A 20914-nucleotide genomic window follows, 5' to 3' on the forward strand; every position below is an offset into this window, starting at 1 on the left:
CGTCACAACGCCCTTTAGGATCGTTAAGTTTTCGTGGGTGGCGTCGGCGTGCCCGCCGGACGCTGGAAGGAGCGCATCCATGGCCGCAGTCGGTCGTCCCCGCCGGTCGTGCCTCGCCGTGCCGGGTTCCAGCGTCAAGATGCTCGGCAAGGCACAGGGGCTGCCCGCCGACCAGGTCTTCCTGGACCTGGAGGACGCCGTCGCCCCACTGGCCAAGCCGGACGCGCGCAAGAACATCGTGGCCGCGCTCAACGAGGGCGACTGGGCCGGCAAGACCCGGGTCGTGCGGGTCAACGACCTGACCACCCCGTGGACCTACCGGGACGTCATCGAGGTCGTCGAGGGCGCCGGCGCGAACCTGGACTGCGTCATGCTGCCGAAGGTGCAGACCGCCGAGCAGGTGCACTGGCTGGACCTGCTGCTCACCCAGATCGAGAAGACGCTCGGCCTGGAGGTCGGCCGGATCGGCATCGAGGCGCAGATCGAGAACGCCGCCGGTCTGGTGAACGTGGACGCGATCGCCGCCGCCTCGCCGCGCGTGGAGACCATCATCTTCGGCCCGGCCGACTTCATGGCGTCCATCAACATGAAGTCGATGGTGGTCGGCGGCCTGATCCCCGACTATCCGGGCGACCCGTACCACTACATCCTGATGCGGATCCTGATGGCCGCCCGGATGCACGACAAGCAGGCCATCGACGGCCCGTTCCTGCAGATCCGGGACGTCGACGCGTTCCGCGCGGTGGCCAAGCGCTCGGCGGCGCTGGGCTTCGACGGCAAGTGGGTGCTGCACCCGGGTCAGATCGACGCCGCCAACGAGGTCTACCAGCCGGCGCAGGCCGACTACGACCACGCCGAGCTGATCCTCGACGCGTACGACCACTACACCTCCGAGGCCGGCGGCAAGCTGGGCGCGGTGATGCTCGGCGACGAGATGATCGACGAGGCCTCCCGCAAGATGGCGCTCGTCATCGCCGCCAAGGGCCGGGCCGCCGGGATGAGCCGAACCTCGTCGTTCACCCCACCGGCCGAATGACCGGTCGGGCCGGGACGACCGCCGCCGGCCGTCGGTCCGGCCCGACAGTCGGCGGTACGTCGATCCCGCCCGTCGGTCAGTAGCTGCTGTCGCTGCTCGCGCCCGTGGTGACCGCGAGGATGATCGCGCCAACGTAGAAGAGGATCAGCAGCCCGAGCAGCCCGGTGAGGATCCACCCGACGATGATGGCGGCCTTCGCCATCCCCGCACCGCCCTCGCCGCTGAGCCGGATCTGTTTCTGCGCCACGTGCCCGAGGATCGCGCCGACCGGCGCGGTGATGCAGGACGCGATGCCGACGAGCGCGAGCACCAGCGCCGCGATCGCCATCCCGTTGGTCTTCTGCGGGTAGCCGTAGCCGGGGTACTGCGGGGGATAACCGGGTGGGCCGTAGGCCGGCGGTGCGTAACCCTTCATCGGCTCACCGAACGGCGGCTGGCCCCCGGCGTACGGGTCGACCGGCGCGTACGGGTCGGCAGGGCCGGGTTGGGCGGGCACCGGCTGACCGGCCACGAGGGTCGGATCCGGTGCGTGGCTCGACGGCTGGGCCGACCACGTGGGGTCGGACCAGTTGCCGGGCGGCGGGGGATTGGTCATGCGAGCTCTCTCCGTCAGGTCGGGTGCGCCGTCAGGGTAGCCAGGGGTGACCAAACCCGTTGCCCCCACTACCGGGTGCCGCGTTGCTCGGACCGGTCCTAACGGGCAGGATCCTGGCATGGCATTCGACGCGCGCGCCGCGGACCGTTCCGGCAGCCGACCCAGACGGGACGTCAGCCGCCCGGGTGGGGCCCGGCGCGCCCGCGCGGCCACGCCGGCGGGCAGCCCGGGCCCGGATGAGCCGGTCGCGCTCGCCGACCCGGTGACCATGCGCCTCGACGGGCGGGTCGCCCTGGTGACCGGGGCGGGCAGCCCGGACGGCATCGGGTACGCCACCGCCCGGCGCCTCGCCGACCTGGGCGCGCGCGTGGCCATCGTCTCCACCACCCGGCGCATCCACGAGCGGGCGACCGAGCTGGGGGTGACCGGATTCGTCGCGGACCTCACCGACGAGTCCGAGGTCGGCGCGCTGGCCGACGCGGTCGCCGAGCAGTTGGGCGACGTCGAGGTGCTGGTCAACAACGCCGGCCTGGCCAGTCGAGCCAGCCAGGGGGTGCTGCGACCGGTCGCCCAGCTGACCTACGACGAGTGGCGCGGCGAGATCGACCGCAACCTGTCCACCGCGTTCCTGTGCAGTCGGGCGTTCATCGGCGGGATGGCCGAGCGGGGCTGGGGCCGGATCGTCAACCTGTCGGCCACGGCCGGCCCGGTCAACGCCCTACCCACCGAGGCCGCGTACGCGGCGGCGAAGGCCGGGGTCGTCGGGCTGACCCGGGCGCTGGCCATGGAGATGATCGCGGACGGGGTGACCGTCAACGCGGTGGCGCCCGGCACCATCTACACTGCGGCGTCCACGATGGCCGAGATCAAGCAGGGGCTGGGCACGCCGGTGGGTCGACCGGGCACTCCGGACGAGGTCGCCGCCGCGATCAGCTTCCTCTGCTCGCCGGCCGCCTCGTACATCACCGGTCAGATGCTCGTGGTGGACGGCGGCAACAGCGTCCGCGAGGCCCGGTTCCGCTGACCGGCGCGGCGGGTCAGTAGCCCCCGCTGTCGCCGGTGTTACCGAGAGCCACCAGGGCCAGCCAGCCACAGCAGGCCAGCACGGTGAGCCCGGTGAACACGTACCCGAGGATCAGCCCCCAGGTGGCGAGCTGGTCGCCCTCCTCGCCGCTGGTGCGGATCTGCCGCTTCGCGACGTGACCGAGCACGGCGCCGGCCGGCGGAAAGACGAAGGCGAAGACCAGCGACAGGATCGCCAGCACGTTGGTGCCCCGACCCGGTCCGGACGGCGGCGGGCCGTACTGGGCGTAGGGGCCCTGCGGGGGGTACGGCGGCTGCTGACCCCAGTGCCCCGACTGGTGCGGCCCCTGCTGCCCGTACGGCGATGGTTCGTCGGCTGGCGGCCCGTACGGTGAGCGTTCCGTCGGCAGCTCGAACGCCGGCTGGTCCGGCTGCGGCGCGTACGGCGACTGGCCGGCCGGCGGCGGCGCGTACGGCGACTGGTCCCGGGGTGGCTCGTAGGGTGACGGCGGTTGCTCGTCTGCTGGTGGTCCCGACGGCGGCGGGTGGCTCACGCGCTGTCCTCCTCCTGCCGGTGCCGGAAAAGTCCCTCTTGCCGGACGCTACCCGTAGCGGTGAACCTTTTCACAGCGGTTGTGTGGACTGGTCACCTTGGCCTCGTCGGTGCGGGAGGCCGATACTGACCCAGCGTTCAGTTACCCACGAGTAGTGCGCGGATCCCCGGAGGCTGAGATGGCCCGACTCGCCCAGACGCCCGGCCTGACCGATGTGCAGACGTCGATCCTGGAGACCGTCCGGGAGTTCGCCGACAAGGAGATCATCCCGCACGCGCAGCGGCTGGAGCACGCCGACGAGTACCCCACCGACATCCTCGACGGCATGCGCGAGATGGGCCTGTTCGGCCTCACCATCGACGAGGAGTACGGCGGGCTCGGCGAATCACTGCTCACCTACGCGCTGGTGGTGGAGCAGTTGTCCCGGGGCTGGATGTCGATCTCCGGCATCGTCAACACCCACTTCATCGTGGCGTACCTGATCTCCCAGCACGGCTCCGCCGAGCAGAAGGCCCGACTGCTGCCGAGGATGGCCACCGGCGAGGTGCGCGGCGCGTTCTCCATGTCCGAGCCGGAGACCGGCTCCGACGTCGCGGCGATCAAGAGCCGGGCCGTACGGGAGGGCGACAACTACGTGCTCAACGGCCAGAAGATGTGGCTGACCAACGGCGCGTACTCCTCGGTGGTGGCCACCCTGGTCAAGACCGACACCGGCGCGGACTCCGTCTACGGCAACATGAGCACGTTCCTGCTGGAGAAGGAGCCGGGCTTCGGCGAGACGGCCCCCGGCCTCACCATCCCCGGCAAGATCGAGAAGATGGGCTACAAGGGCGTCGAGACCACCGAGATGATCCTCGACGGGGTGACCGTGCCCGACTCCGCGATCCTCGGCGGCGCCGACCAGGTCGGCCGAGGCTTCTACCAGATGATGGACGGCATCGAGGTGGGCCGGGTCAACGTGGCCGCCCGCGCCTGCGGCATCTCCATCCGCGCCTTCGAACTGGCGGTCAGCTACGCCCAGCAGCGCAAGACGTTCGGCCAGCCGCTCGCCAAGCACCAGGCGATCGCCTTCAAGCTCGCCGAAATGGGCACGAAGATCGAGGCCGCGCACGCCCTCATGGTCAACGCCGCCCGTCTCAAGGACGCCGGCCAGCGCAACGACGTCGAGGCCGGGATGGCCAAGCTGCTCGCCTCCGAATACTGCGCCGAGGTCGTCCAGGAGGCGTTCCGCATCCACGGCGGCTACGGCTACTCCAAGGAGTACGAGATCGAGCGGCTGATGCGGGAGGCCCCGTTCCTGCTCATCGGCGAGGGCACCTCGGAGATCCAGAAGACCATCATCTCCCGCGGCCTGCTCAAGGAGTACAAGCTCTGACCCGCGCCTGCTGATCCGGTCGCCGGTCGTCTGGTCGCTCTGCCCGCCGCCGACACCCTCCGCTCGGACGTCCAGCGCCGTCGTCGGTCAAGAGCGTGATGACTGTGAGGCATCAATATGACTCACCGGCATCACGCTCCCCGCCGAGGTCGTCCGCGCCGGCGGGCACGGTGTCCCTGCCGCCGACCACCGGGAGCGGGGTGGGGTCAGGTCAGGCGGGTCAGGTTGGCGGCGGCTCGCTCGACGATCAGGCAGCGGTCCTCGACGTAGTCCATGCCGGCCTCCTCGGCGATCCGCCGCGCCTCGGCCGAGACGATGCCCAGTTGCAGCCAGACCGCCGGGGCGCCGATCGCCGCCGCGTCCCGAACCACCTGCACGGCGTCGGCCGCCGGCCGGAACACGTCCACCAGGTCGACCGGATGCGGGATGTCGGCAAGCGACTTGTACGCCCGCTCCCCGAACAGTTCGTCGACCGTCGGGTTGACTGGGATGATGCGCCAGCCGTACCGCTGCATCTGCAACGGCACGCCGTGCGCGGCCTTCAACGGGTCGCGGGACGCGCCCACGACGGCGATCACGGCGGAGTCGGCGAGGATCTGCGAAGCGGTACGCACCCGCCGACTGTAGCTCTGCCCTAGAGCAGGGTGAGCTGTTCGGAGGCCGGCGCTGCGGGTGGCTCGGGCAGGCTGCGGTTGTCGCCCCGCTCCCCGCGGTGCAGCCCGTGCCGGCGGGACGCGATCCGCACCCGCGCGGTCAACTCCCGCTGGTAGGCCTGTGGGGCGTACGCGCCGGCCCGGTAGAGCTCGCGATAGCGGGGCACGAGGTGCGGGTGCTCCCGGGCGAGCCAGTGCGCGTACCACTCCCGGGCACCGGAACGCAGGTGCAGGGGCAGGGCGGTCACGCTCGTCGCACCGGCCGCGGCGATCGCCGACACGGTGGCGTCGATCGACTCGTCGCTGTCGCTGAGGCCGGGCAGGATCGGGGCCATCAGCACCCCGACGGAGAAGCCGGCGTCGGTGAGCGCCCGGACCGCGTCCAGCCGGCGGCGAGGATGCGGCGTGCCCGGCTCGACGGAACGCCAGAGCTGCTCGTCGACGAACCCCACCGAGAAGGAGATGCCCACGGTGGTGACCTCGGCGGCCTGCCGCAGCAGGGGCAGGTCGCGCAGGATCAGCGTGCCCTTGGTGAGGATCGAGAACGGGTTGGCGAACTCCCGCAGGGCCGCGATGATCTGCGGCATCAGCCGGTAGCGACCCTCGGCCCGCTGGTAGCAGTCCACGTTGGTGCCCATCGCCACGTGCGCGCCCCGCCACTTCGGCCCGCCCAACTCCCGTCGGACCAGCTCACCGGCGTTGACCTTGACGATCACCTTCCGGTCGAAGTCCGCACCGGCGTCGAGATCCAAATAAGTGTGAGTATTTCTCGCGAAACAGTAAACACAGGCGTGGGAACAGCCCCGATATGGGTTGATTGTCCACTCGAACGGGACGCGGGACTGCCCGGGCACCCGATTGAGGATCGACTTGGCCTGCACCTCGTAGAAGGTCATCCCGGCGAACTCGGGAGTGTCGAAGGTGCGGGCGACGGCGCCGGGCAGCGCCAGCGGCAGGGGTGGTGTCGCTGGCGCTGCCCGCTCGGGGTCTCCCTCAACCGGGGGAGCGGTGAGGTTGTCCCAGCGCATGGCCACTATTCGAACACGCGTACGAGTGGAGTGCAAGTGACCCGCCGTACACCGGTGGTCGTTCGGGTGGTCGGAGAGGGGAGGATGGACGGTATGGAGACGTCGACCTTCGTCTACGACGGGGACTGCGCGTTCTGCACGCAGTGCGCCGAGTTCATCGCTCGCCGGATTCCCACGGGCGCGCGGGTGGTGCCCTGGCAGTTCTCCGACCTGGACGCGCTCGGTCTCACCGTGGCCGAGTGTGAGGAGGCCGTGCAGTGGGTGGGGGCGGACGGCGTACGTGCCGCCGGTCCGGATGCCATCGCGAAGCTGCTCGCCGACAGCGGCCCGGTCTGGCGGATGGCCGGGGCGGGCCTGCGGTTCCCGCCGGTGCGCGCGGCGGCTTGGCCGGTGTACCGCTGGGTGGCGCGCAACCGGCACCGCCTGCCGGGCGGCACGGCGGCGTGCTCGCTGCCGCAGGAGGCGCGCGAGCGGCTCTACGGTCCGGCCGGACGTCCGACCACCGGGGCCTGATCGCCGAGCGGTGTCCGGTCCGTGCTGGCGCCGACCCGCTCCTGGTCAGGCGGCGGCGATGCGGTGTCGACGTCCGTCGAGGTCGATCCGGGGGTGTCCCGGCCAGCGAGCCGGCGGGCCCAGACCACCGGGCGGACCCGCTCCAGCGGCAGGAAACTGGTCATCGCGGCCAGGTGCGGCGCGAACGAGATCGTGATGGTCGCGATGGTGACGACGTGGAACGAGTAGAAGAAGCCGACCATGGCGAGCCGCCAGCGGGCCGGCAGCAGGAAGACCACCGGGCTGAGCAGTTCGAACGCGACGATGCCGAACTGGGCGACGATCAGCAGGTGCGGCACCTGGGCGATGAGGTCGGCCAGGTCGGTGCCGCGCCGGATGATCGCGCGAGCCAGCACCGAGCCGGTCAGCCAGTCCAGGCCGCCGAAGCGCAGCTTGGCAAAGGCGGCCAGGAAGTACGTGCAGATCACCGCGAGCTGGGTGACGCGCAGCGCCCACCCGCCGGCCTCGGTGTGGGTGGTGTCGCCGTGGCGGGCTCGACCGGCGGTGGGCAGGACGGCCAGTGCGACGAGCAGCCCGATCCGGTCGTGGTCGACCTTCCCGTAGCTCATCGCGATGATCATCCACTCCAGGTACAGCGCGCAGACCGCCCAACCGAGCAGTCGGGGCGCGCGCCCGGTCGCGGCGAGGAGCGCGAGGAGCAGCAGTGCCCAGAAGATGACCGCCACCAGCGCCGGGGTCGGCGTCGGTAGTGGGAGCAGGCGGCCGACCAGCAGCGGCTGGTACAGCTCGCCGGGCACGCTGACCCGGGTGCGCACCCAGGGGGTGAAGAACACCAGGTCGGCGGCGACGAAGAGGTAGATCACGGTCCGGAACGCGGCGATGCGACCGCGCGGCACGGCCTCGGTCAGCCAGCGGCTCATCGGGGAGCCTGCCAGCGGACCACGGTCTCGTCGGTGTGCTTGCCGGTCGGCCGGCCGGCACGGATGCCGTGCCAGCGGATGACGATGCGGATCTCGACGAGCGCGGCGGCATCCGGGTGGCGTTCGGCGTACGCGTCGGCGACCTCGGCGAGCAGCGCCGGGTCGGCGGCGTACCGGTCCTGCTGCCCCTCGATCTCGGCGCGGCGGATGCCTGTCGCGTTCTGGTCGAGGTCGACCACGGCGCCCGTGCTGGTCACCCCCTCGACGCGGGTGTCCGGCGCGGGTGCGTTCGGCGGGTTGGAGGTGGAGTACATCCGGAACGGGCCGAACGGGAAGTCGTCGTCGCTGCCCCAGAAGGTGCCGGCCAGCAGCAGGACGAGAACGAGTGCGGTCGCGCCCAGCCGGGTCACGCGCCCGCGGGTGGTCAGGGTCTCCATCAGGTCGTGACGATACGGGATGTACCGGCCGCCTCGGGTCCCTCCGACGGTCAGGTGGGCCTGCCCGGGCAGCTGATCACGAAGGGGGCACGACGAAGGCCGGACCCCCTGCCGGGGCCCGGCCTTCGGATGCCGTCGTGGAGACGACTCAGTGCTTGTGCTCGGCCAGCTGCTTACGGACGTCGTCCATGTCCAGTGCCTCGACCTGCTCGATCAGGTTTTCGAGGGCGGACTCCGGAAGGGCGCCCGGCTGGGCGAAGACGATCACGCCGTCGCGGATCGCCATGATCGTCGGGATCGACCGGATGTCGAACTTGGCGCCCAGCTCCTGCTGAGCCTCCGTGTCGACCTTGCCGAAGACGATGTTCTGGTGCTTCTCCGAGGAGCGCTCGTAGACCGGGGCGAACCGCTTGCACGGACCACACCAGTCGGCCCAGAAGTCGACCAGGACGATGCCGTCGTTGCCGGTCACCTCGTCGAAGTTCGCCGAGGTCAGCTCAACGGTTGCCATTGCACTCTCCGATCACCGCGGTTTGTCTACGTCCCGTAGAACCAGGGCTGACCGTATCGAATTCCCGGGCGGTCCGGCCCGAAACGTGCGCGGCCTGCCGGGGGGCGCTGCGGGTCATCGACCCACGTCTGTTCATCTCGATCTGCGGAACGCAAATGCATGACGCACTTGCGTGACCTGCGGTGATGGGAGCGGTTCCAGGGAGATCCACCCGCCTGCCCGCTACGAATCGGTAACTTGGTGCCTGACGAGGAGGTATCCGGCCTGCGGAGATCGCTGATCAACTCTCGGTCCATCACTGAGAGTAGTGTTACAAAAAGATAAATGTGACCTCAGTCTCTGTCGGACCTACGCATCCGTAGGGCAGAATTCTCCCCATCAGAGCGTGGGCGGCGGGTGCCGGGGAGGGCCCCGCCGCTCATTGCGTCTCCCCCCTTGTGGGTGACCGGTGTGACATTTCCGCCGTGGTCGCTCCCGGGCAGTTTCCTTAACCACCGGTAAGGCATGCTGTGCCGAACTCCATCGCCGCCCGTCGAAGGGGACCAGGATGCAGTTCGGCCGCTACTACGAGGAGTTCGAGGTCGGCGCGGTCTACCGGCACTGGCCGGGCAAGACCGTGACCGAGTACGACGACCACCTCTTCTGCCTGCTCACCATGAACCACCACCCGCTGCACCTGGACGCGCACTACGCCGCGACAGCCAGCCAGTTCAAGCGCAACGTCGTGGTGGGCAACTACATCTACTCCCTGCTGCTCGGCATGTCGGTGCCGGACGTGAGTGGGAAGGCGATCGCCAACCTCGAGGTCGAGTCGCTGCGGCACGTCGCGCCGACCTTCCACGGCGACACCATCTACGGCGAGACCACCGTGCTGGACAAGCGTGAGTCCGGCTCCAAGCCCGACCGGGGCGTGGTGTCGGTGGAGACCCGCGGATACAACCAGGACGGCACGATGGTCTGCGTCTTCCGGCGCAAGGTCATGGTCCCCAAGCGGGAGTACGCGGCCGCCGCCGCCCCCGAGGGAGTGGATCCGGAGCGGCCCAGCTTCCCCGAGCCACGCTGAGCGGCGCGGCGGGCCGACCGCCGCCCGTACTCCGGCCCAGCTCACCCGTCAGCGGGTTGTGTGGCGAAGGGGCGCTGTCCGGGTCGCGGGGGACATATGCTGACGCCGGAGGTTCCGATGAGCCACTCCGTCGCCGGAGAGCCGCCCTCTGCCGGCCGTCGAGCCGCACCCCTGACCACCGCTGTCTACTCCGCCGCCGAGTGGGATCTGCTCATCAGCCTGCCCGGTCGCGTTCTCGTGGCCACCGCGGCGCCCCGCCCCGGTCGCCCGGATCGAGGAGTGCTGGCGGGTCTGACCGGCCTGGACGCCGTGGCCGCGGGCCGGGCCTCCGACAGCGACCTGGTCCGTGCGGTGGTCGCCGCCATCTACGCCCGGCACGACGGCACGTCGCCGCCGGTCGAACGCCTCGCCGACCTGGTGGACCTGCTGGCCGCCTGTCGGGCGGCGAGTCGCGTCCTCGGGCGGCGCGCCGACCCCGCCGACTCGGCCGCGTACCGCCAGTGGGTGCAGTCGGTCGCGGCCCGGGTCTGCCGCGCGGTGCCCGGCCCCGGCGAACGCCGCGTGGACCAGCCCGCCACCCCGGCGGACCGGCGCTTCCTGGACCGACTCGGTGCCGCGCTCGGTCTGGGCTGACCGGCAGGCCGTCGCGCCGAGCGCCGGCACGGTCCGTACCCTCTGGTGATCGTGACCGACGACCAGCTTGAGGTGGGCGTGGGCCCCTGGCCGGGGGACCCACCGGACGACCCTCGCTACGACCCGCAGTTGCTGGCCGAGGGGGATCGGCGCAACGTCGTCGACCGCTACCGCTACTGGCGGCACGAGGCGATCGTCGCCGACCTGGACCGGCACCGGCACGGCTTCCACGTCGCGATCGAGAACTGGCAGCACGACTTCAACATCGGCACGGTGGTCCGCAACGCCAACGCGTTCAACGCCGCCGAGGTGCACATCGTCGGGCGGCGCCGGTGGAACCGGCGCGGCGCCATGGTGACCGATCGCTACCAGCACGTGCGACACCACGAGACGATCGAGGAGTTCGTCGCCTGGGCGGCCGATCGGCGACTGCCGGTGTTCGGCATCGACAACCTGCCCGGCTCGCTCCCGCTGGAGACCGGCACCCTGCCCCGGCACTGTGTGCTGCTGTTCGGTCAGGAGGGGCCCGGCCTCTCCGCGCCGGCCCGCGCCGCGTGCGACCAGCTCTACTCGATCGCCCAGTACGGCTCGACGAGGTCGATCAACGCGGGCGTGGCCAGCGGTATCGCGATGCACGCCTGGATCCGTGCGCACGCCGGCGCGCCGCCGGACTGACCCACGTACGGTGCCGAATCGGACGTTCCGGCTTGACGTGCCGGCGGTCCGGGGAGACGGTGGGGATGTGAGTGTCGCGGTGAGTTGTCCGAGATGCGGGGGCCCGGTACGGGCGCCGGATCTGATGCACACCGACTCGAGGTGCGTGCGCTGTGGCCCGGTGCCGCCGTTGCACGTGCCCGAGCACATCGGAGCGGAGATCGTGGCGAGCGTGGTGGAGCAGATCACCGCGACCGGCGATCCACCGGTGACGCCGTTGTGGTGCCCGTGGCCGCTGCCCCCCGGTTGGACACTCACCGGCGTGGCGTACGCCGGGGACGAGCGGACGGGAGTGCGGGCGACCGCGGTGGCCTGCGCCGGTCCGGCGCCACTCGGCGGTGGTCCGGCGGATCTCGTCTTCGTGGCCGAGGAACCCGGTGTGGGCCTGGGTACCCGACTCGCCGGGCTGGCCGGCCCGGACCCGGGGCCGGAGTTGGTCGGCGCGCTGACCGACCCGGGGCCAGGTCACCCCGACCACGTCGGACAGGCGAAGATCAAGGTCGGCGGCCATCCGACTCCACTGTGGTTGGTTAATTCTCCGACGGATCGAAGCGCGTACGCCGGCGAAGCTCGGGGAATGTGGCTCCATGCGATAGCCTGGCCGGCGAGTGCGGGTCATCTCCTCGCGGAAGACGTCGTGTTACACGACCTGACCGAGTGGACTCCGCCCGAGCTCGTGTACGGCGCACCGTCCCCGTACCTACCCGGGAGGGCTTGACAAGCTTTCCGGGTTGACGGAGAACGGACGCAGATCTTCACTGTACGACACCACACTGATACTCTGGGTGCCGCTGCGGTAATGGGACCCGGCGCCGCGCGAGAGGATGGCCCGCCATGGTCAAGAAGGTCCTCACCTGGGCCGGAATCGCATTCTTGATCTTCTTCGTCGCCTACCGGCCAAACTCGGCGGCGGATGTGTTCAAGTCGCTCGGCGGCGGGATCATGGATATCGCCCAGGGGTTCGGCGACTTCTTCACCAGCCTCGTCGCTTAACCGCCGATGGGCAGCCCTTCCGGTCCACCCTTCGACCCGGACGACCCCGACCGGGAACGTCGCGAGCGAGACACTGAGCCGATCCCACGGATCGGGCCTGATGACGGCCCGGACTACGGGGCCGGTCCCGGCCTGTCCGACGGTCCGTCCCTTTCGGACGACGTCGGCTATGGCGACGGGCCCGGCTACGCCGGCCAGGGTCGTTCGGGTCGAGCGTGGATCCGGGACCCGGAGGCCGGCTACCAGCAGCCGCAGATCTCCGAGGACGAGCTGGCCGGGTTGCGCGCCGACGCGACGGGCGCGACTCCTCGACGGGTGCTGCCCCTGGAGGACGAGCCCAGCTCGCTGGTCGCCCGCTACCTCTTCCCCACCGAGCGCTACCGGGGTGAGTGGAAGCGGCACTGGATCCACCTCACCAACCCGCTCCTCATCGGCGTCGCGGCGACCTTCGTGCTCGGCTACCTCTCCGGCTTCCTCGCCGGCAACGACGTGGGCGCGCTGACCACCATCGCCGTGCTGCTCTGGTTCGCGGTGATGGGGTGGGTGGCGTGGAAGGTCGCCGACTGGTGGTATGACCGTTTCATCCTGACCAACAAGCGGGTCATGGTGGTCAACGGCATCGTCACCCGCAAGGTGGCGATGATGCCGCTGGTCCGGGTCACCGACATGAAGTACGAGCAGACGCCGACGGGGCGCGCCCTCAACTACGGCACCTTCGTGCTGGAGTCCGCCGGCCAGGAACAGGCGCTCCGCGAGGTCAAGAATCTGCCCAACCCGAACGAGCTCTACCTGCGTGTGGTCGAGGAGATGTACGAGCCGCAGGCAGTCGAGGCTCGGCTCGGCAAGGAGGCCGACGAGGCCAAGGCCGACGACGGGGCGTGAAGGTTTCCGACCGAACATCGGAGCAAGTGCGCACCTTTCGCCATGGACCAGTACGCCTCTGACGTGGCACTCTGCCAGGACGGCTGGGGTGTGGAGGTGGGCGGTGGCGAGCAGGGATCCGTTGGAGGAGCAGTTCCGCGAGTTCGTCGCGGCCCGCTCCGCCGCGCTCCTCCGCACCGCCTATCTGCTCACCGGCGACTGGGCCACGGCCGAGGATCTGCTGCAGACCGCGCTGACCAAGACCTACCTCGCCTGGAAGCGGCTCGGGGGGATCGAGGCCGTCGAGTCGTACGCCCGACGCGTGATGGTCAACACGTCGACCAGTTGGTGGCGGCGACGCTGGCACGGCGAACGCCCCACCGAGGTGTTGCCGGAACGCGCCGGTGTCGACGAGATCTCGCAGCAACTCGACCGGGACCTGCTCTGGCGGCACCTCCGCGAGTTGCCCACCCGGCAGCGGGCGGTGCTGGTGCTCCGCTACTACGAGGACCTGTCGGAGGCGCAGACCGCCGCGATGCTGAACATCTCACCGGGCACGGTGAAGAGTCAGTCGTCCCGGGCGCTGGCCACGCTGCGCCGTCGGATGGGCGCCGACACGCCGGACCTGACCGCCGCAGCCGGTGCTGCCGGTCGGCCGGCCGCTGCCGGTGCCGCCGGCGGGTCGGCCGCCGCGGCCGGCCGGTCCGGCGGCTCGAGCGCCCCGACCGGACCGGTCCCGACCGCCGGTGCCGCGGCCGCGCGCAGAGCGCGCCAGTCGGCCGGCCGCCCCGAGCCCCGCCCGGCCACTCCCCGCCCGGCCGCGCCGCAGCCGATCGGCCCGCAGGTCGTGCTCCCCTCCGCCCCGGCGCCCGTGCCAGTCGGCACTGGCCCCGGGGAGCAGCAGTGAGCGCATTGCCGGGCCAGCCCGACAACCGGACGGACGGCCCGCGGCGTTCTTACCAGGTGCGGCCGGACGAGCTGGAAGGTGCGGTGCGGGAGACCCTCTCGCGCCAGGTCGCCCTCGCCCGCCCACAGGGCGTCGACCCGGCAGGCCAGGCCATCCGCCGCGCGAACCGGATCCGGCGGCGGCGTACCGCGGCCGGCCTGGCCATCGGGGCGGTCGCCACCGTCCTGCTCAGCGCCGGCATGGCACAACTCGGGGCCGAGACCGGCCGCGAGGGTTCACCCATCGTGGTGATCGGTGACCCGGACCTGTCCGGTCGGCCGATCCCGACAGCCAGCGCTTCCGGCACCGATCCCTCGCCCGGACCGTCAGCGGCCCTGCTCGGGGCCGAGACGCTTGTCAGCCCCGACGGCCGACGGCTGGTGCTGCCCGACGTCGGGTCGGCCGAAAGCGCCCAACTCCTGCCCGGTGGCGGCGGTTGGCTGGTGGTCAGTACGCGGACCACCGCGGGCCGCTCCCTCCGGGTGGTGCAGAACGACGGCCTGGTGCAGGTGCTGCTGGCCGGAGCGGGTTCGATCGTGCTGGCCCCGGACAGCCGCCAGGTCGCCTGGCGGGACGGCAGCGATCTGCTGGTGGCGGGGGTGGTCGGCGGTCAATTGATCGGTGCGGCGCGTACCGTGGCGCCCGCCGGCGCGGTGCCCGTCCGGTTCGTCGGCGACAGTGTGCTGGTCCGACCCGACCCGGCGGACGCCGGCCACACCCTCTGGCGACCCGGCGCGGGGCCGTTGACCGAGGCCGTCAACCAGGAAACCCTCAACTTCTACGGTGGGCTGCCCGACGGGCGGCTCGTCGGGCAGATCTCCACCGACCCGGGTCGGACGTGCCTGGCCGTGCTCGACCCGACCCGTCACCTGCGCCCCGTCGAGACCGGCTGCGGGCCGGAGCTCAGCCAGGACGGCGTCGGCGGAATCTCCGCCGACGGGCGGTGGCTGCTGGTGAACGGGCGGGTCGGCAAGACCAGCCGGGCGCTGCTGGTCGACCTGCGGCGGCTCGGGTCGAACCCGACAGCCGTCTCGGCCGGGCCACCGATCACCGGTTCGATCGTCTGGGCCGACGAGTCCCACGCCTCCTACCTCGACGCCGCCGGCGCGCTGGTCCAGGTCGACATCGCTCGGGTTCGGGCCGGGAAACCCGCGAGCCCCGCCGCGGTCTCCGGCGTGCCGGCCGGGGACCGGCCGGTCCTGGTGGCCGGCCTCTGACCCGACCGATCGAGGTGACCTCCGTGAACCGGGCTCGGTTGTTCCTCGGTAGCGTCGGACGGTGACCTCGCGTACCGGCTCCGCCCCGCGTATCGACCTGCACACCCACTCGACGGCCAGCGACGGCACGCTGCCCCCGGCTGAGCTGGTTCGGGCTGCCGCCGAGGCGGGGCTGGACGTGCTGGCGATCACCGACCACGACACCACCGCCGGCTGGGCGCCGGCCGTGCGGGCGTTGCCACCGGGACTACGCCTGATTCGGGGGGCGGAGCTGTCGTGTCGATGGTCCGGCACCCGGCCGGCGGTGCCGCTGCACCTGCTCGCGTACCTGTTCGACCCGGACCACCCGGAACTGGTGGCCGAGCTGGGCCGGGTGCGAGCCGCCCGGGAGGAGCGCGGCGAACGGATCGTCGGGCTGCTGCGGGCCGACGGCATCGACGTGAGCTGGCCGGACATCCTGGCCGGTGCCGGCGGCGGCACCGTCGGCCGCCCGCACATCGCGCAGGCGCTGATCCGGGCCGGCCTGGTCAGCAGCACCCGGGAGGCGTTCGGCCCGGACTGGCTGGGCGAGCGCTACCGGCTGCCCAAGGACGACATCGACGTGTTCCGGGCGATCCACCTGGTCCGGTCGGCGGGCGGCGTGCCGGTCTTCGCCCATCCCCGGGCCACTCGGCGCGGTCGGGTGGTGCCCGACGAGTTGATCGCCGAGCTGGCCGCCGCGGGGCTGGCCGGGCTCGAGGCCGACCATGAGGACCACAGCCCCGCCGAACGGGAGCACGTGCGAGCGCTCGCCGCCGAGTTGGGGCTGTTCGTCACCGGTTCGTCGGATTTCCATGGCACCCACAAAGCCGTCCAGCTCGGTGCCTTCACCACGAGCGTCGATGCGTACGAGCGGATCGTCGCCGCCGGGGTGACCGAGGTCGCTTCGGGCTGATCCGAGTATTTTGCCCACTCTGGCGCGGCTAGGTTGATCACGTGGATCTGAAGCTGTTCGGCGAGGTCTTCGTGACTCTGCTGGTGATCACCGACCCGCCGGGCATGATGCCGATCTTCCTGGCGTTGACCGGCCCGCTGCCCGCCCGGGACCGTAACCGGGCCGCCTGGCAGGCCGTCACGCTGGCGTTGGGCGTGATCGTGGTCTTCGCGGTGGCGGGGCAGACCCTGCTGGACTACCTGCACGTGGACCTACCGGCGTTGCAGGCGGCCGGTGGGCTGCTGCTCGTGCTCGTCGCACTCGAACTGCTCACCGGGAAGACCGACGGCCCGAGCGCGGACGCCACCTCGAACATCGCCCTGGTGCCGCTGGGCACCCCGCTGCTGGCCGGTCCGGGCGCCATCGTGGCGACCATGCTCTTCGTCCAGCAGGCCGACGGGTTCGGCGACTTCACGGCCATCGCCCTGGCGATCCTCGCCGTGATGCTCGCGGTGTGGATCGTCCTCCGCTTCTCCGGCGGCATCGTGAAGATCCTCCGGCCGGGCGGGATCGAGGTGCTGACCAGGATCGCCGGCCTGCTGCTGGCCGCGATCGCCGTGCAGCTCATCGCCGACGCGGTGTTCGCCTTCGTCACCCAGTACGTGAACATGACCTGACCGGCTCCCGCACGGTGTCGGGGGTGGGTGGCAGGATCGCAGGCGTGCGACGATCCTCCTCAGCGGGACGGCCGGCGGCCGGTGGCCGGGCTCCCCGACAGCGCGCCGGCGATGCCGAGCAGCTTGGCTTCGAGGGCATGCCGGAGCGCCTGTTCGTCTGCACCCCGAGCAAGCTCGGCGCGTACGCGGACTGCCCGCGCCGCTACCGCTACTCCTACGTCGACCGGCCGGCCCCGCCCAAGGGCCCGCCGTGGGCGCACAACTCGCTCGGCGCCAGCGTGCACACCGCCCTGAAAAACTGGTATGCGCTGCCCGCCGACCGGCGTCGCCCCGAAGCCCTGGCCACCCTGCTCAAGGGCACCTGGGTCCGCGAGGGTTACCGCGACGACGAGCAGGAGCGGGCCGCCTACCGACGGGCCTTGGGCTGGTTGGAGGCGTACGTCGAGACGCTTGACGCCGACTCGGACCCGCTCGGTGTGGAGCGGGTGGTGGCGGTCAAGACCGCCGTGCTGGCGTTCAACGGCCGCACCGACCGGATCGACTCACGACCCGGGCCGGATGGGCCCGAGCTGGTCATCGTCGACTACAAGACCGGTCGCACCGGCCTGGACACCGACGACGCCCGGGGTTCGCAGGCGTTGGCGCTCTACGCGTACGCGGCCGAGCGGGTGTTCCGCAAGCCGTGCCGTCGGGTGGAGTTGCACCACCTGCCGACCGGCACGGTCGCCGGCCACGACCACACCGTCGAGTCACTGGCCCGGCAGTTGACCCGCGCGGAGGAGACGGCCCGCGACATCATGGCCGCCGAACGGGCGGTCGCCGACGGCGCCGACGCGGACGAGGCGTTCCCGGTGGCGCCCGGCCCGCGCTGCGGCTGGTGCGACTTCCGGCGGCACTGCCCAACGGGCGCGCAGGTGCCGGGCAAGGAGCCGTGGGCGGCCATGGACCGGCACGTCGACGGCTGACCTCGGGTGGCGGCGGCCGGGTCAGCCGGCCAGTTGGCTGGCGGCGTGACGCGCGGCCCGCTCCTTGGCGGCCTGGATCAACGGCCCCTCCAGGTAACGACGGGGCACGGCGGCGAACGCGAGCCGCAGCGCGCGCACGGTCAGGTCCGCCGACACCGCGGTGGTCGGCAGACCGAGCCCGCCGTACATCCGGCGCGCCCAGGCCGGCAGCAGTGCGAAGGCGGTGCCGGCAATCCCCAGGTACGCCCAGCGGGGCGGGCCGAGGGTGAGCCCCAACCGGGCCGGCAGGCTGAGCTTCCACGGCAGCGGCGGAGCGGTGAGGAAGATCGCCGTCTCGGCGGCCTCGCGGGTCATCCGCAGCTCCGGCCGTACGTCGCGGTAGTAGTCCTCGACCTCGGCCGCGGTGCCCGGCACGGTGGCCGGGTCCAGACCGACCAGCTCGGCGGATCGGCGCTGCTCGGTGTAGTAGCCGTCCACCTCGTCGTCGCTCAGCGGCAGCCCGGCCCGCCGGGCCGTGCTGAGGAACGACTCCACCTCGGTGACATGCACCCAGCGCAGCAGGTCCGGCTCGTCGATCCGGAACTCCGCGCCGGTGCGCAGGTCGGTGGCCCGCAGCCGGTCGTGCAGTCGGCGCAGCCGTGCTCCGGCCGCCTCCGCCTCCGCGGTGGTCCCGTAGACGGTGGTTGCGACATAGGTGGCGGTGCGGACCAGGCGGCCCCACGCGTCGGTGCGGTAGTTGCTGTTCTGCGCGACCCCGGCCATCGCCCGAGGGTGCAACGCCTGGAGGTAGAGCGAGCGCAGGCCGGCGACGATCAGGATCGGCTCCTCGTGCACCTTCCACGTGACCGAACCTGGACCGAAGAGGCCGAGGTCATCGGAGTCCACCGCCCAAGAGTGCCACGCTCGGGCCGACCCCGTCGGACACGTCCCGTCGGCGCCGCCCGGTCACACGTCGGCGGAGCGGCGCGCCCGGCAGCCCGGGCAGAGACCCCAGAAGGTCACTTCCGCCTCGTCCACCTCGAACCCGTGCGTGACGTTCGGCTCCAGACACGGTGCGCCGCCCACCGCGCAGTCGATCTCGCCGCAGCCCCGGCAGACCACGTGATGGTGGTTGTCGCCGACACGCGCCTCGTAGCGGGCGGGACCGCCGGCCGGCTCGATCCGGCGGGACGACCCGGCCCGGGACAGCGCGCCCAGCACGTCGTACGCCGCCTGGGTGGAGACCGAGTCGAGGCGTTCCCGGACGCGCCGGCTGAACGAGCATCGACAACCGTCGCCCGGCCCAGGTGGTCGCCGACACAGCCCGGGAAGATCGGGCCTGCTGCCTCCGACGGTGAACCCGATCGACGCGGCGCGCGTGTGACCGGTCGAGAGCCTGGGGACGGCCGGTCGGGCCGTACGCCTGCGCTCTCCTGACCATGATCCACCTGGAGGGTTCGATGTTCGAGGAGATCCTCGGTCTGCCGGGACACGTCCTGGTGGTCCACGCGGTCGTCGTGTTCGTGCCGCTGCTGGCGGTGCTGGCCATGGCGTACGTGGGGCTGCCGCGGTGGCGGCACCGGCTGGACTGGGCTCTGGGCCTCCTCGCCGTGGCGGCGCCGGTGACCGCGTTCGTGGCCGTCAAGTCGGGTGAGGTGTTCACCGACGCGCTTGTCGCCCGGGGCTTCCAGGGACCGATCCTCGACCAGATCTTCGAACACTCCCGCTACGGCGACATCCTCTTCCGGATCGTGGTGCCGCTCGGGATCGGGGCCATTCTGCTGCTGGTGGCGACCAGTGGACATCCCCGGGTGCCGCGGCTGCCGACGCTTGTCACGCCGGTGCTGGCGGTGGCGGTCGTGGCGCTGTCCATCGCCGCCCTGGTCTACGTCTATCTCACCGGCCACAGCGGCGCCGAGGCCGTCTGGGGCACCACCCTCTGACCCGCTTCAGAAGATGATTCGCGAGCAGAGCAGGCAGACCACGACCACCAACACCACGGCGGCCCCCACCCCGAAGCCGTAGGTGACCCGCTGCGAGCGCTGCTCAGCCACGTCCAACTCGGCCATGTCCTGCGGCGGCAGCCGTCGTGGCGGCGCCGGCCGCAGATGTACGGGTGGCCGCCAACCGGTCGGCGGCGGCACGGTCGGCGGCGGGCCCACATAGCCGCTCGCGGGGGTGCTCGTGGACGAGGCGGGGGGTTGGGCCGCCACCGCTTCGTCACCGGTGCCGGGCCGTCGCCAGTAGTCGTCCGGGGTGCTGCCACCGCTGGGGGTCGTCACGCCGTCCGACGCTACCAACGCGACCGGCGGCCCGTCCGCTTCTGCGCGACGCGCCACCGTCGGCGACCGGTCCACTGCCCGTTCGCTGCGCTAGTCTTGCCGCTCGTGAGCCCCATGGAACCCGGCAACCAGGCCGCGCCCGACGACGACCGCACCGTCGACCTGAGCGAGGACTTCGTGGTGCTGCCCGAGCAGACCTCCGACGACACCGACCGGGGCTGGGGCGAGCGGGCGGCTGGCAACGACGACTGGCTGCTCGCCGAGCGTCCTCCGCACTGGGACTGACGCGGAGCGCGGCCAACTCCCGGCGCGACTCAGTCGCGGACGACAATCGCGAAGCGCGTGCCCTCCGGCAACCCGACGGTGCGTTGCGCCTGGTCCGGACGGAGCGCCAGATAGAGCGCCGGGGACCTGTCGGTCGGGGCGGCACCCAACACGTCCAGCACCAGCGCCGCCGGAGCGAGCAACACCGCTTTCGTGCCCACCCCGCCCGGTGCCACCACGAGCAGGTCGACCCGGACTCCTGGACGGGCCACCGCCAGGGCGGCCGGCTCGGCCAGCCGGACCGGCACCCCGACGGCGCCGCTCGGCAGCGGCAGCGGACCCGCCGTGCCGCTCCCGGTGGTTGGGCCGCTTGGGGGTGGACCGGGCGGTCCGCCACCGTCCGTGGGGCCGGCCGCGCCGTCGTCGTCCGGTCTGCCGTTGGTGATCGGACTGCCGTCGGCGTCCGGTCTGGACGTGGCAGCCGCTCCCGTCGGCCCGTCGGAGGGCGCGGCGGGCGGTGGGCAGCCGGTCGGCGGGTGCAGGACGGCTGCGGCCAGGCCGAGCAGGGCGGCGACCATTCCGGCCCGGAACAGGAGGGGTCCGCCGGGCCGGGTGGGTCGGCGCAGTGGCCGTAACGCCCGCGCGGAGTCTGGATCGCCCATCGCCTCTGTCGCCTCCCGCCCTGGGGCGTCGCGGTGACGACCCGTGGGCGGCAGACTAGGCGGCTCACGCCGTGGTCAACCGGCCGTTCGCCGGCGCCTG

The 20914-nt window shown here is 71.7% G+C and carries 27 protein-coding genes and 1 pseudogene; 17 read left to right on the plus strand and 11 right to left on the minus strand.

Annotated elements, in window-relative coordinates; genetic code table 11:
• The first annotated feature begins 79 nt into the window (after positions 1 to 79).
• The gene (locus AB0A90_RS03745) at positions 80 to 1036 is read left to right on the plus strand and encodes a CoA ester lyase (RefSeq protein WP_357241143.1); all 957 of its coding nucleotides are present in this window, start codon (positions 80 to 82) and stop codon (positions 1034 to 1036) included.
• Between the two features lie 76 nt (positions 1037 to 1112).
• On the opposite strand, the gene AB0A90_RS03750 is transcribed toward AB0A90_RS03745, so the two are convergent.
• A complete protein-coding gene (locus AB0A90_RS03750) occupies positions 1113 to 1631 on the minus strand; it encodes a DUF4190 domain-containing protein (protein ID WP_357241146.1) in 519 nt (172 codons plus the stop codon).
• A 118-nt stretch (positions 1632 to 1749) separates the two neighbouring features.
• Here AB0A90_RS03750 and AB0A90_RS03755 point away from each other — a divergent pair, with 118 nt between their 5' ends.
• Positions 1750 to 2655, plus strand: a complete 906-nt coding sequence (locus tag AB0A90_RS03755) for an SDR family NAD(P)-dependent oxidoreductase (protein WP_357241149.1) — start codon at positions 1750 to 1752, stop codon at positions 2653 to 2655.
• A 13-nt stretch (positions 2656 to 2668) separates the two neighbouring features.
• Here the strand turns inward: AB0A90_RS03755 and AB0A90_RS03760 are convergent, their stop codons facing one another.
• Positions 2669 to 3208, minus strand: a complete 540-nt coding sequence (locus AB0A90_RS03760; RefSeq protein ID WP_357241152.1) for a DUF4190 domain-containing protein — start codon at positions 3206 to 3208, stop codon at positions 2669 to 2671.
• Positions 3209 to 3386: 178 nt separating this feature from the next.
• On the opposite strand from AB0A90_RS03760, the gene AB0A90_RS03765 reads away from it, so the two are divergent.
• Positions 3387 to 4583 carry an acyl-CoA dehydrogenase family protein gene (locus AB0A90_RS03765; RefSeq protein ID WP_357242348.1) on the plus strand — a complete coding sequence of 399 codons (1197 nt, stop codon included), beginning with the start codon at positions 3387 to 3389 and terminating at the stop codon, positions 4581 to 4583.
• A gap of 206 nt (positions 4584 to 4789) precedes the next feature.
• Here AB0A90_RS03765 and AB0A90_RS03770 read toward each other — a convergent pair whose 3' ends face one another.
• The gene (locus AB0A90_RS03770; protein ID WP_357241155.1) at positions 4790 to 5197 is read right to left on the minus strand and encodes a CoA-binding protein; all 408 of its coding nucleotides are present in this window, start codon (positions 5195 to 5197) and stop codon (positions 4790 to 4792) included.
• 20 nt (positions 5198 to 5217) lie between these two features.
• Entirely contained in the window at positions 5218 to 6264 is a 1047-nt protein-coding gene (locus AB0A90_RS03775) for an Rv2578c family radical SAM protein (RefSeq protein WP_357241158.1), read from the minus strand.
• A 93-nt stretch (positions 6265 to 6357) separates the two neighbouring features.
• On the opposite strand from AB0A90_RS03775, the gene AB0A90_RS03780 reads away from it, so the two are divergent.
• Positions 6358 to 6777 (plus strand): DUF393 domain-containing protein, encoded by a 420-nt coding sequence (locus AB0A90_RS03780; protein ID WP_357241161.1) that lies wholly within the window; start codon positions 6358 to 6360, stop codon positions 6775 to 6777.
• Here the strand turns inward: AB0A90_RS03780 and AB0A90_RS03785 are convergent.
• From AB0A90_RS03785 to trxA, 3 genes are all read right to left on the minus strand, one after another.
• A complete protein-coding gene (locus AB0A90_RS03785; RefSeq protein ID WP_357241163.1) occupies positions 6741 to 7697 on the minus strand; it encodes an HTTM domain-containing protein in 957 nt (318 codons plus the stop codon). The two genes, AB0A90_RS03780 and AB0A90_RS03785, sit on opposite strands and share 37 nt — an antisense overlap.
• Positions 7694 to 8134 (minus strand): hypothetical protein, encoded by a 441-nt coding sequence (locus AB0A90_RS03790; RefSeq protein WP_357241166.1) that lies wholly within the window; start codon positions 8132 to 8134, stop codon positions 7694 to 7696. Before AB0A90_RS03790 ends, AB0A90_RS03785 begins: the two co-directional genes overlap by 4 nt.
• Before the next feature lie 148 nt (positions 8135 to 8282).
• Entirely contained in the window at positions 8283 to 8645 is a 363-nt protein-coding gene (gene trxA / locus AB0A90_RS03795) for a thioredoxin (protein ID WP_074316526.1), read from the minus strand.
• A gap of 547 nt (positions 8646 to 9192) precedes the next feature.
• Here trxA and AB0A90_RS03800 point away from each other — a divergent pair.
• The 11 genes from AB0A90_RS03800 to AB0A90_RS03850 all read left to right on the plus strand — a co-directional run bounded on the left by AB0A90_RS03800 (position 9193) and on the right by AB0A90_RS03850 (position 17627).
• Positions 9193 to 9708 (plus strand): MaoC family dehydratase, encoded by a 516-nt coding sequence (locus tag AB0A90_RS03800; RefSeq protein ID WP_357241170.1) that lies wholly within the window; start codon positions 9193 to 9195, stop codon positions 9706 to 9708.
• Positions 9709 to 9825: 117 nt separating this feature from the next.
• Positions 9826 to 10341 carry a hypothetical protein gene (locus AB0A90_RS03805; RefSeq protein ID WP_357241173.1) on the plus strand — a complete coding sequence of 172 codons (516 nt, stop codon included), beginning with the start codon at positions 9826 to 9828 and terminating at the stop codon, positions 10339 to 10341.
• A 51-nt stretch (positions 10342 to 10392) separates the two neighbouring features.
• A complete protein-coding gene (locus tag AB0A90_RS03810) occupies positions 10393 to 11016 on the plus strand; it encodes an RNA methyltransferase (protein WP_357241176.1) in 624 nt (207 codons plus the stop codon).
• Between the two features lie 79 nt (positions 11017 to 11095).
• A complete protein-coding gene (locus AB0A90_RS03815) occupies positions 11096 to 11773 on the plus strand; it encodes a DUF6758 family protein (protein WP_357241179.1) in 678 nt (225 codons plus the stop codon).
• 116 nt (positions 11774 to 11889) lie between these two features.
• Complete coding sequence (locus tag AB0A90_RS03820) at positions 11890 to 12048, plus strand: hypothetical protein (RefSeq protein WP_007455302.1); 159 nt, start codon at positions 11890 to 11892, stop codon at positions 12046 to 12048.
• Positions 12049 to 12054: 6 nt separating this feature from the next.
• Complete coding sequence (locus tag AB0A90_RS03825) at positions 12055 to 12930, plus strand: PH domain-containing protein (protein ID WP_357241182.1); 876 nt, start codon at positions 12055 to 12057, stop codon at positions 12928 to 12930.
• 103 nt (positions 12931 to 13033) lie between these two features.
• Complete coding sequence (locus AB0A90_RS03830; RefSeq protein WP_357241184.1) at positions 13034 to 13816, plus strand: SigE family RNA polymerase sigma factor; 783 nt, start codon at positions 13034 to 13036, stop codon at positions 13814 to 13816.
• Positions 13813 to 15072, plus strand: coding sequence for a hypothetical protein (locus AB0A90_RS03835; protein ID WP_357241187.1), 1260 nt, complete (start codon positions 13813 to 13815; stop codon positions 15070 to 15072). The genes AB0A90_RS03830 and AB0A90_RS03835 overlap by 4 nt, the downstream gene beginning before the upstream one ends.
• A gap of 61 nt (positions 15073 to 15133) precedes the next feature.
• Positions 15134 to 16006 (plus strand): PHP domain-containing protein, encoded by an 873-nt coding sequence (locus tag AB0A90_RS03840; protein WP_357241190.1) that lies wholly within the window; start codon positions 15134 to 15136, stop codon positions 16004 to 16006.
• 41 nt (positions 16007 to 16047) lie between these two features.
• Positions 16048 to 16662: a MarC family protein gene (locus AB0A90_RS03845; RefSeq protein ID WP_357241193.1), complete on the plus strand. Its 615-nt coding sequence runs from the start codon at positions 16048 to 16050 to the stop codon at positions 16660 to 16662.
• 44 nt (positions 16663 to 16706) lie between these two features.
• Positions 16707 to 17627 carry a PD-(D/E)XK nuclease family protein gene (locus tag AB0A90_RS03850; RefSeq protein WP_357241196.1) on the plus strand — a complete coding sequence of 307 codons (921 nt, stop codon included), beginning with the start codon at positions 16707 to 16709 and terminating at the stop codon, positions 17625 to 17627.
• Positions 17628 to 17648: 21 nt separating this feature from the next.
• On the opposite strand, the gene AB0A90_RS03855 is transcribed toward AB0A90_RS03850, so the two are convergent.
• Positions 17649 to 18512, minus strand: a complete 864-nt coding sequence (locus tag AB0A90_RS03855) for an oxygenase MpaB family protein (protein WP_357241199.1) — start codon at positions 18510 to 18512, stop codon at positions 17649 to 17651.
• Positions 18513 to 18572: 60 nt separating this feature from the next.
• Positions 18573 to 18881: pseudogene (locus tag AB0A90_RS03860) on the minus strand (transcriptional repressor); the annotation flags it as partial.
• Positions 18882 to 19066: 185 nt separating this feature from the next.
• Between AB0A90_RS03860 and AB0A90_RS03865 the strand changes: the two are divergent.
• Positions 19067 to 19549: a hypothetical protein gene (locus AB0A90_RS03865; RefSeq protein WP_357242351.1), complete on the plus strand. Its 483-nt coding sequence runs from the start codon at positions 19067 to 19069 to the stop codon at positions 19547 to 19549.
• A gap of 6 nt (positions 19550 to 19555) precedes the next feature.
• On the opposite strand, the gene AB0A90_RS03870 is transcribed toward AB0A90_RS03865, so the two are convergent.
• Positions 19556 to 19888: a hypothetical protein gene (locus AB0A90_RS03870; RefSeq protein ID WP_357241202.1), complete on the minus strand. Its 333-nt coding sequence runs from the start codon at positions 19886 to 19888 to the stop codon at positions 19556 to 19558.
• Positions 19889 to 19993: 105 nt separating this feature from the next.
• Here AB0A90_RS03870 and AB0A90_RS03875 point away from each other — a divergent pair, with 105 nt between their 5' ends.
• Positions 19994 to 20173: a hypothetical protein gene (locus tag AB0A90_RS03875; protein WP_357242431.1), complete on the plus strand. Its 180-nt coding sequence runs from the start codon at positions 19994 to 19996 to the stop codon at positions 20171 to 20173.
• Positions 20174 to 20202: 29 nt separating this feature from the next.
• Here the strand turns inward: AB0A90_RS03875 and AB0A90_RS03880 are convergent, their stop codons facing one another.
• Positions 20203 to 20814: a flagellar biosynthesis protein FlgA gene (locus AB0A90_RS03880; RefSeq protein ID WP_357241205.1), complete on the minus strand. Its 612-nt coding sequence runs from the start codon at positions 20812 to 20814 to the stop codon at positions 20203 to 20205.
• Positions 20815 to 20914: the final 100 nt, after the last annotated feature.

The organism is Micromonospora sp. NPDC049204, assembly GCF_040647935.1.
Classification (GTDB): domain Bacteria; phylum Actinomycetota; class Actinomycetes; order Mycobacteriales; family Micromonosporaceae; genus Micromonospora.

Coding starts and splice junctions, on each gene's coding strand:
- AB0A90_RS03745 (WP_357241143.1), top strand. CDS start 80: ATGGCCGCAGTCGGTCGTCCCCGCCGGTCGTGCCTCGCCGTGCCGGGT.
- AB0A90_RS03750 (WP_357241146.1), bottom strand. CDS start 1,631: ATGACCAATCCCCCGCCGCCCGGCAACTGGTCCGACCCCACGTGGTCG.
- AB0A90_RS03755 (WP_357241149.1), top strand. CDS start 1,750: ATGGCATTCGACGCGCGCGCCGCGGACCGTTCCGGCAGCCGACCCAGA.
- AB0A90_RS03765 (WP_357242348.1), top strand. CDS start 3,387: ATGGCCCGACTCGCCCAGACGCCCGGCCTGACCGATGTGCAGACGTCG.
- AB0A90_RS03775 (WP_357241158.1), bottom strand. CDS start 6,264: ATGCGCTGGGACAACCTCACCGCTCCCCCGGTTGAGGGAGACCCCGAG.
- AB0A90_RS03780 (WP_357241161.1), top strand. CDS start 6,358: ATGGAGACGTCGACCTTCGTCTACGACGGGGACTGCGCGTTCTGCACG.
- AB0A90_RS03785 (WP_357241163.1), bottom strand. CDS start 7,697: ATGAGCCGCTGGCTGACCGAGGCCGTGCCGCGCGGTCGCATCGCCGCG.
- AB0A90_RS03790 (WP_357241166.1), bottom strand. CDS start 8,134: ATGGAGACCCTGACCACCCGCGGGCGCGTGACCCGGCTGGGCGCGACC.
- trxA (WP_074316526.1), bottom strand. CDS start 8,645: ATGGCAACCGTTGAGCTGACCTCGGCGAACTTCGACGAGGTGACCGGC.
- AB0A90_RS03800 (WP_357241170.1), top strand. CDS start 9,193: ATGCAGTTCGGCCGCTACTACGAGGAGTTCGAGGTCGGCGCGGTCTAC.
- AB0A90_RS03805 (WP_357241173.1), top strand. CDS start 9,826: ATGAGCCACTCCGTCGCCGGAGAGCCGCCCTCTGCCGGCCGTCGAGCC.
- AB0A90_RS03820 (WP_007455302.1), top strand. CDS start 11,890: ATGGTCAAGAAGGTCCTCACCTGGGCCGGAATCGCATTCTTGATCTTC.
- AB0A90_RS03825 (WP_357241182.1), top strand. CDS start 12,055: ATGGGCAGCCCTTCCGGTCCACCCTTCGACCCGGACGACCCCGACCGG.
- AB0A90_RS03865 (WP_357242351.1), top strand. CDS start 19,067: ATGTTCGAGGAGATCCTCGGTCTGCCGGGACACGTCCTGGTGGTCCAC.
- AB0A90_RS03880 (WP_357241205.1), bottom strand. CDS start 20,814: ATGGGCGATCCAGACTCCGCGCGGGCGTTACGGCCACTGCGCCGACCC.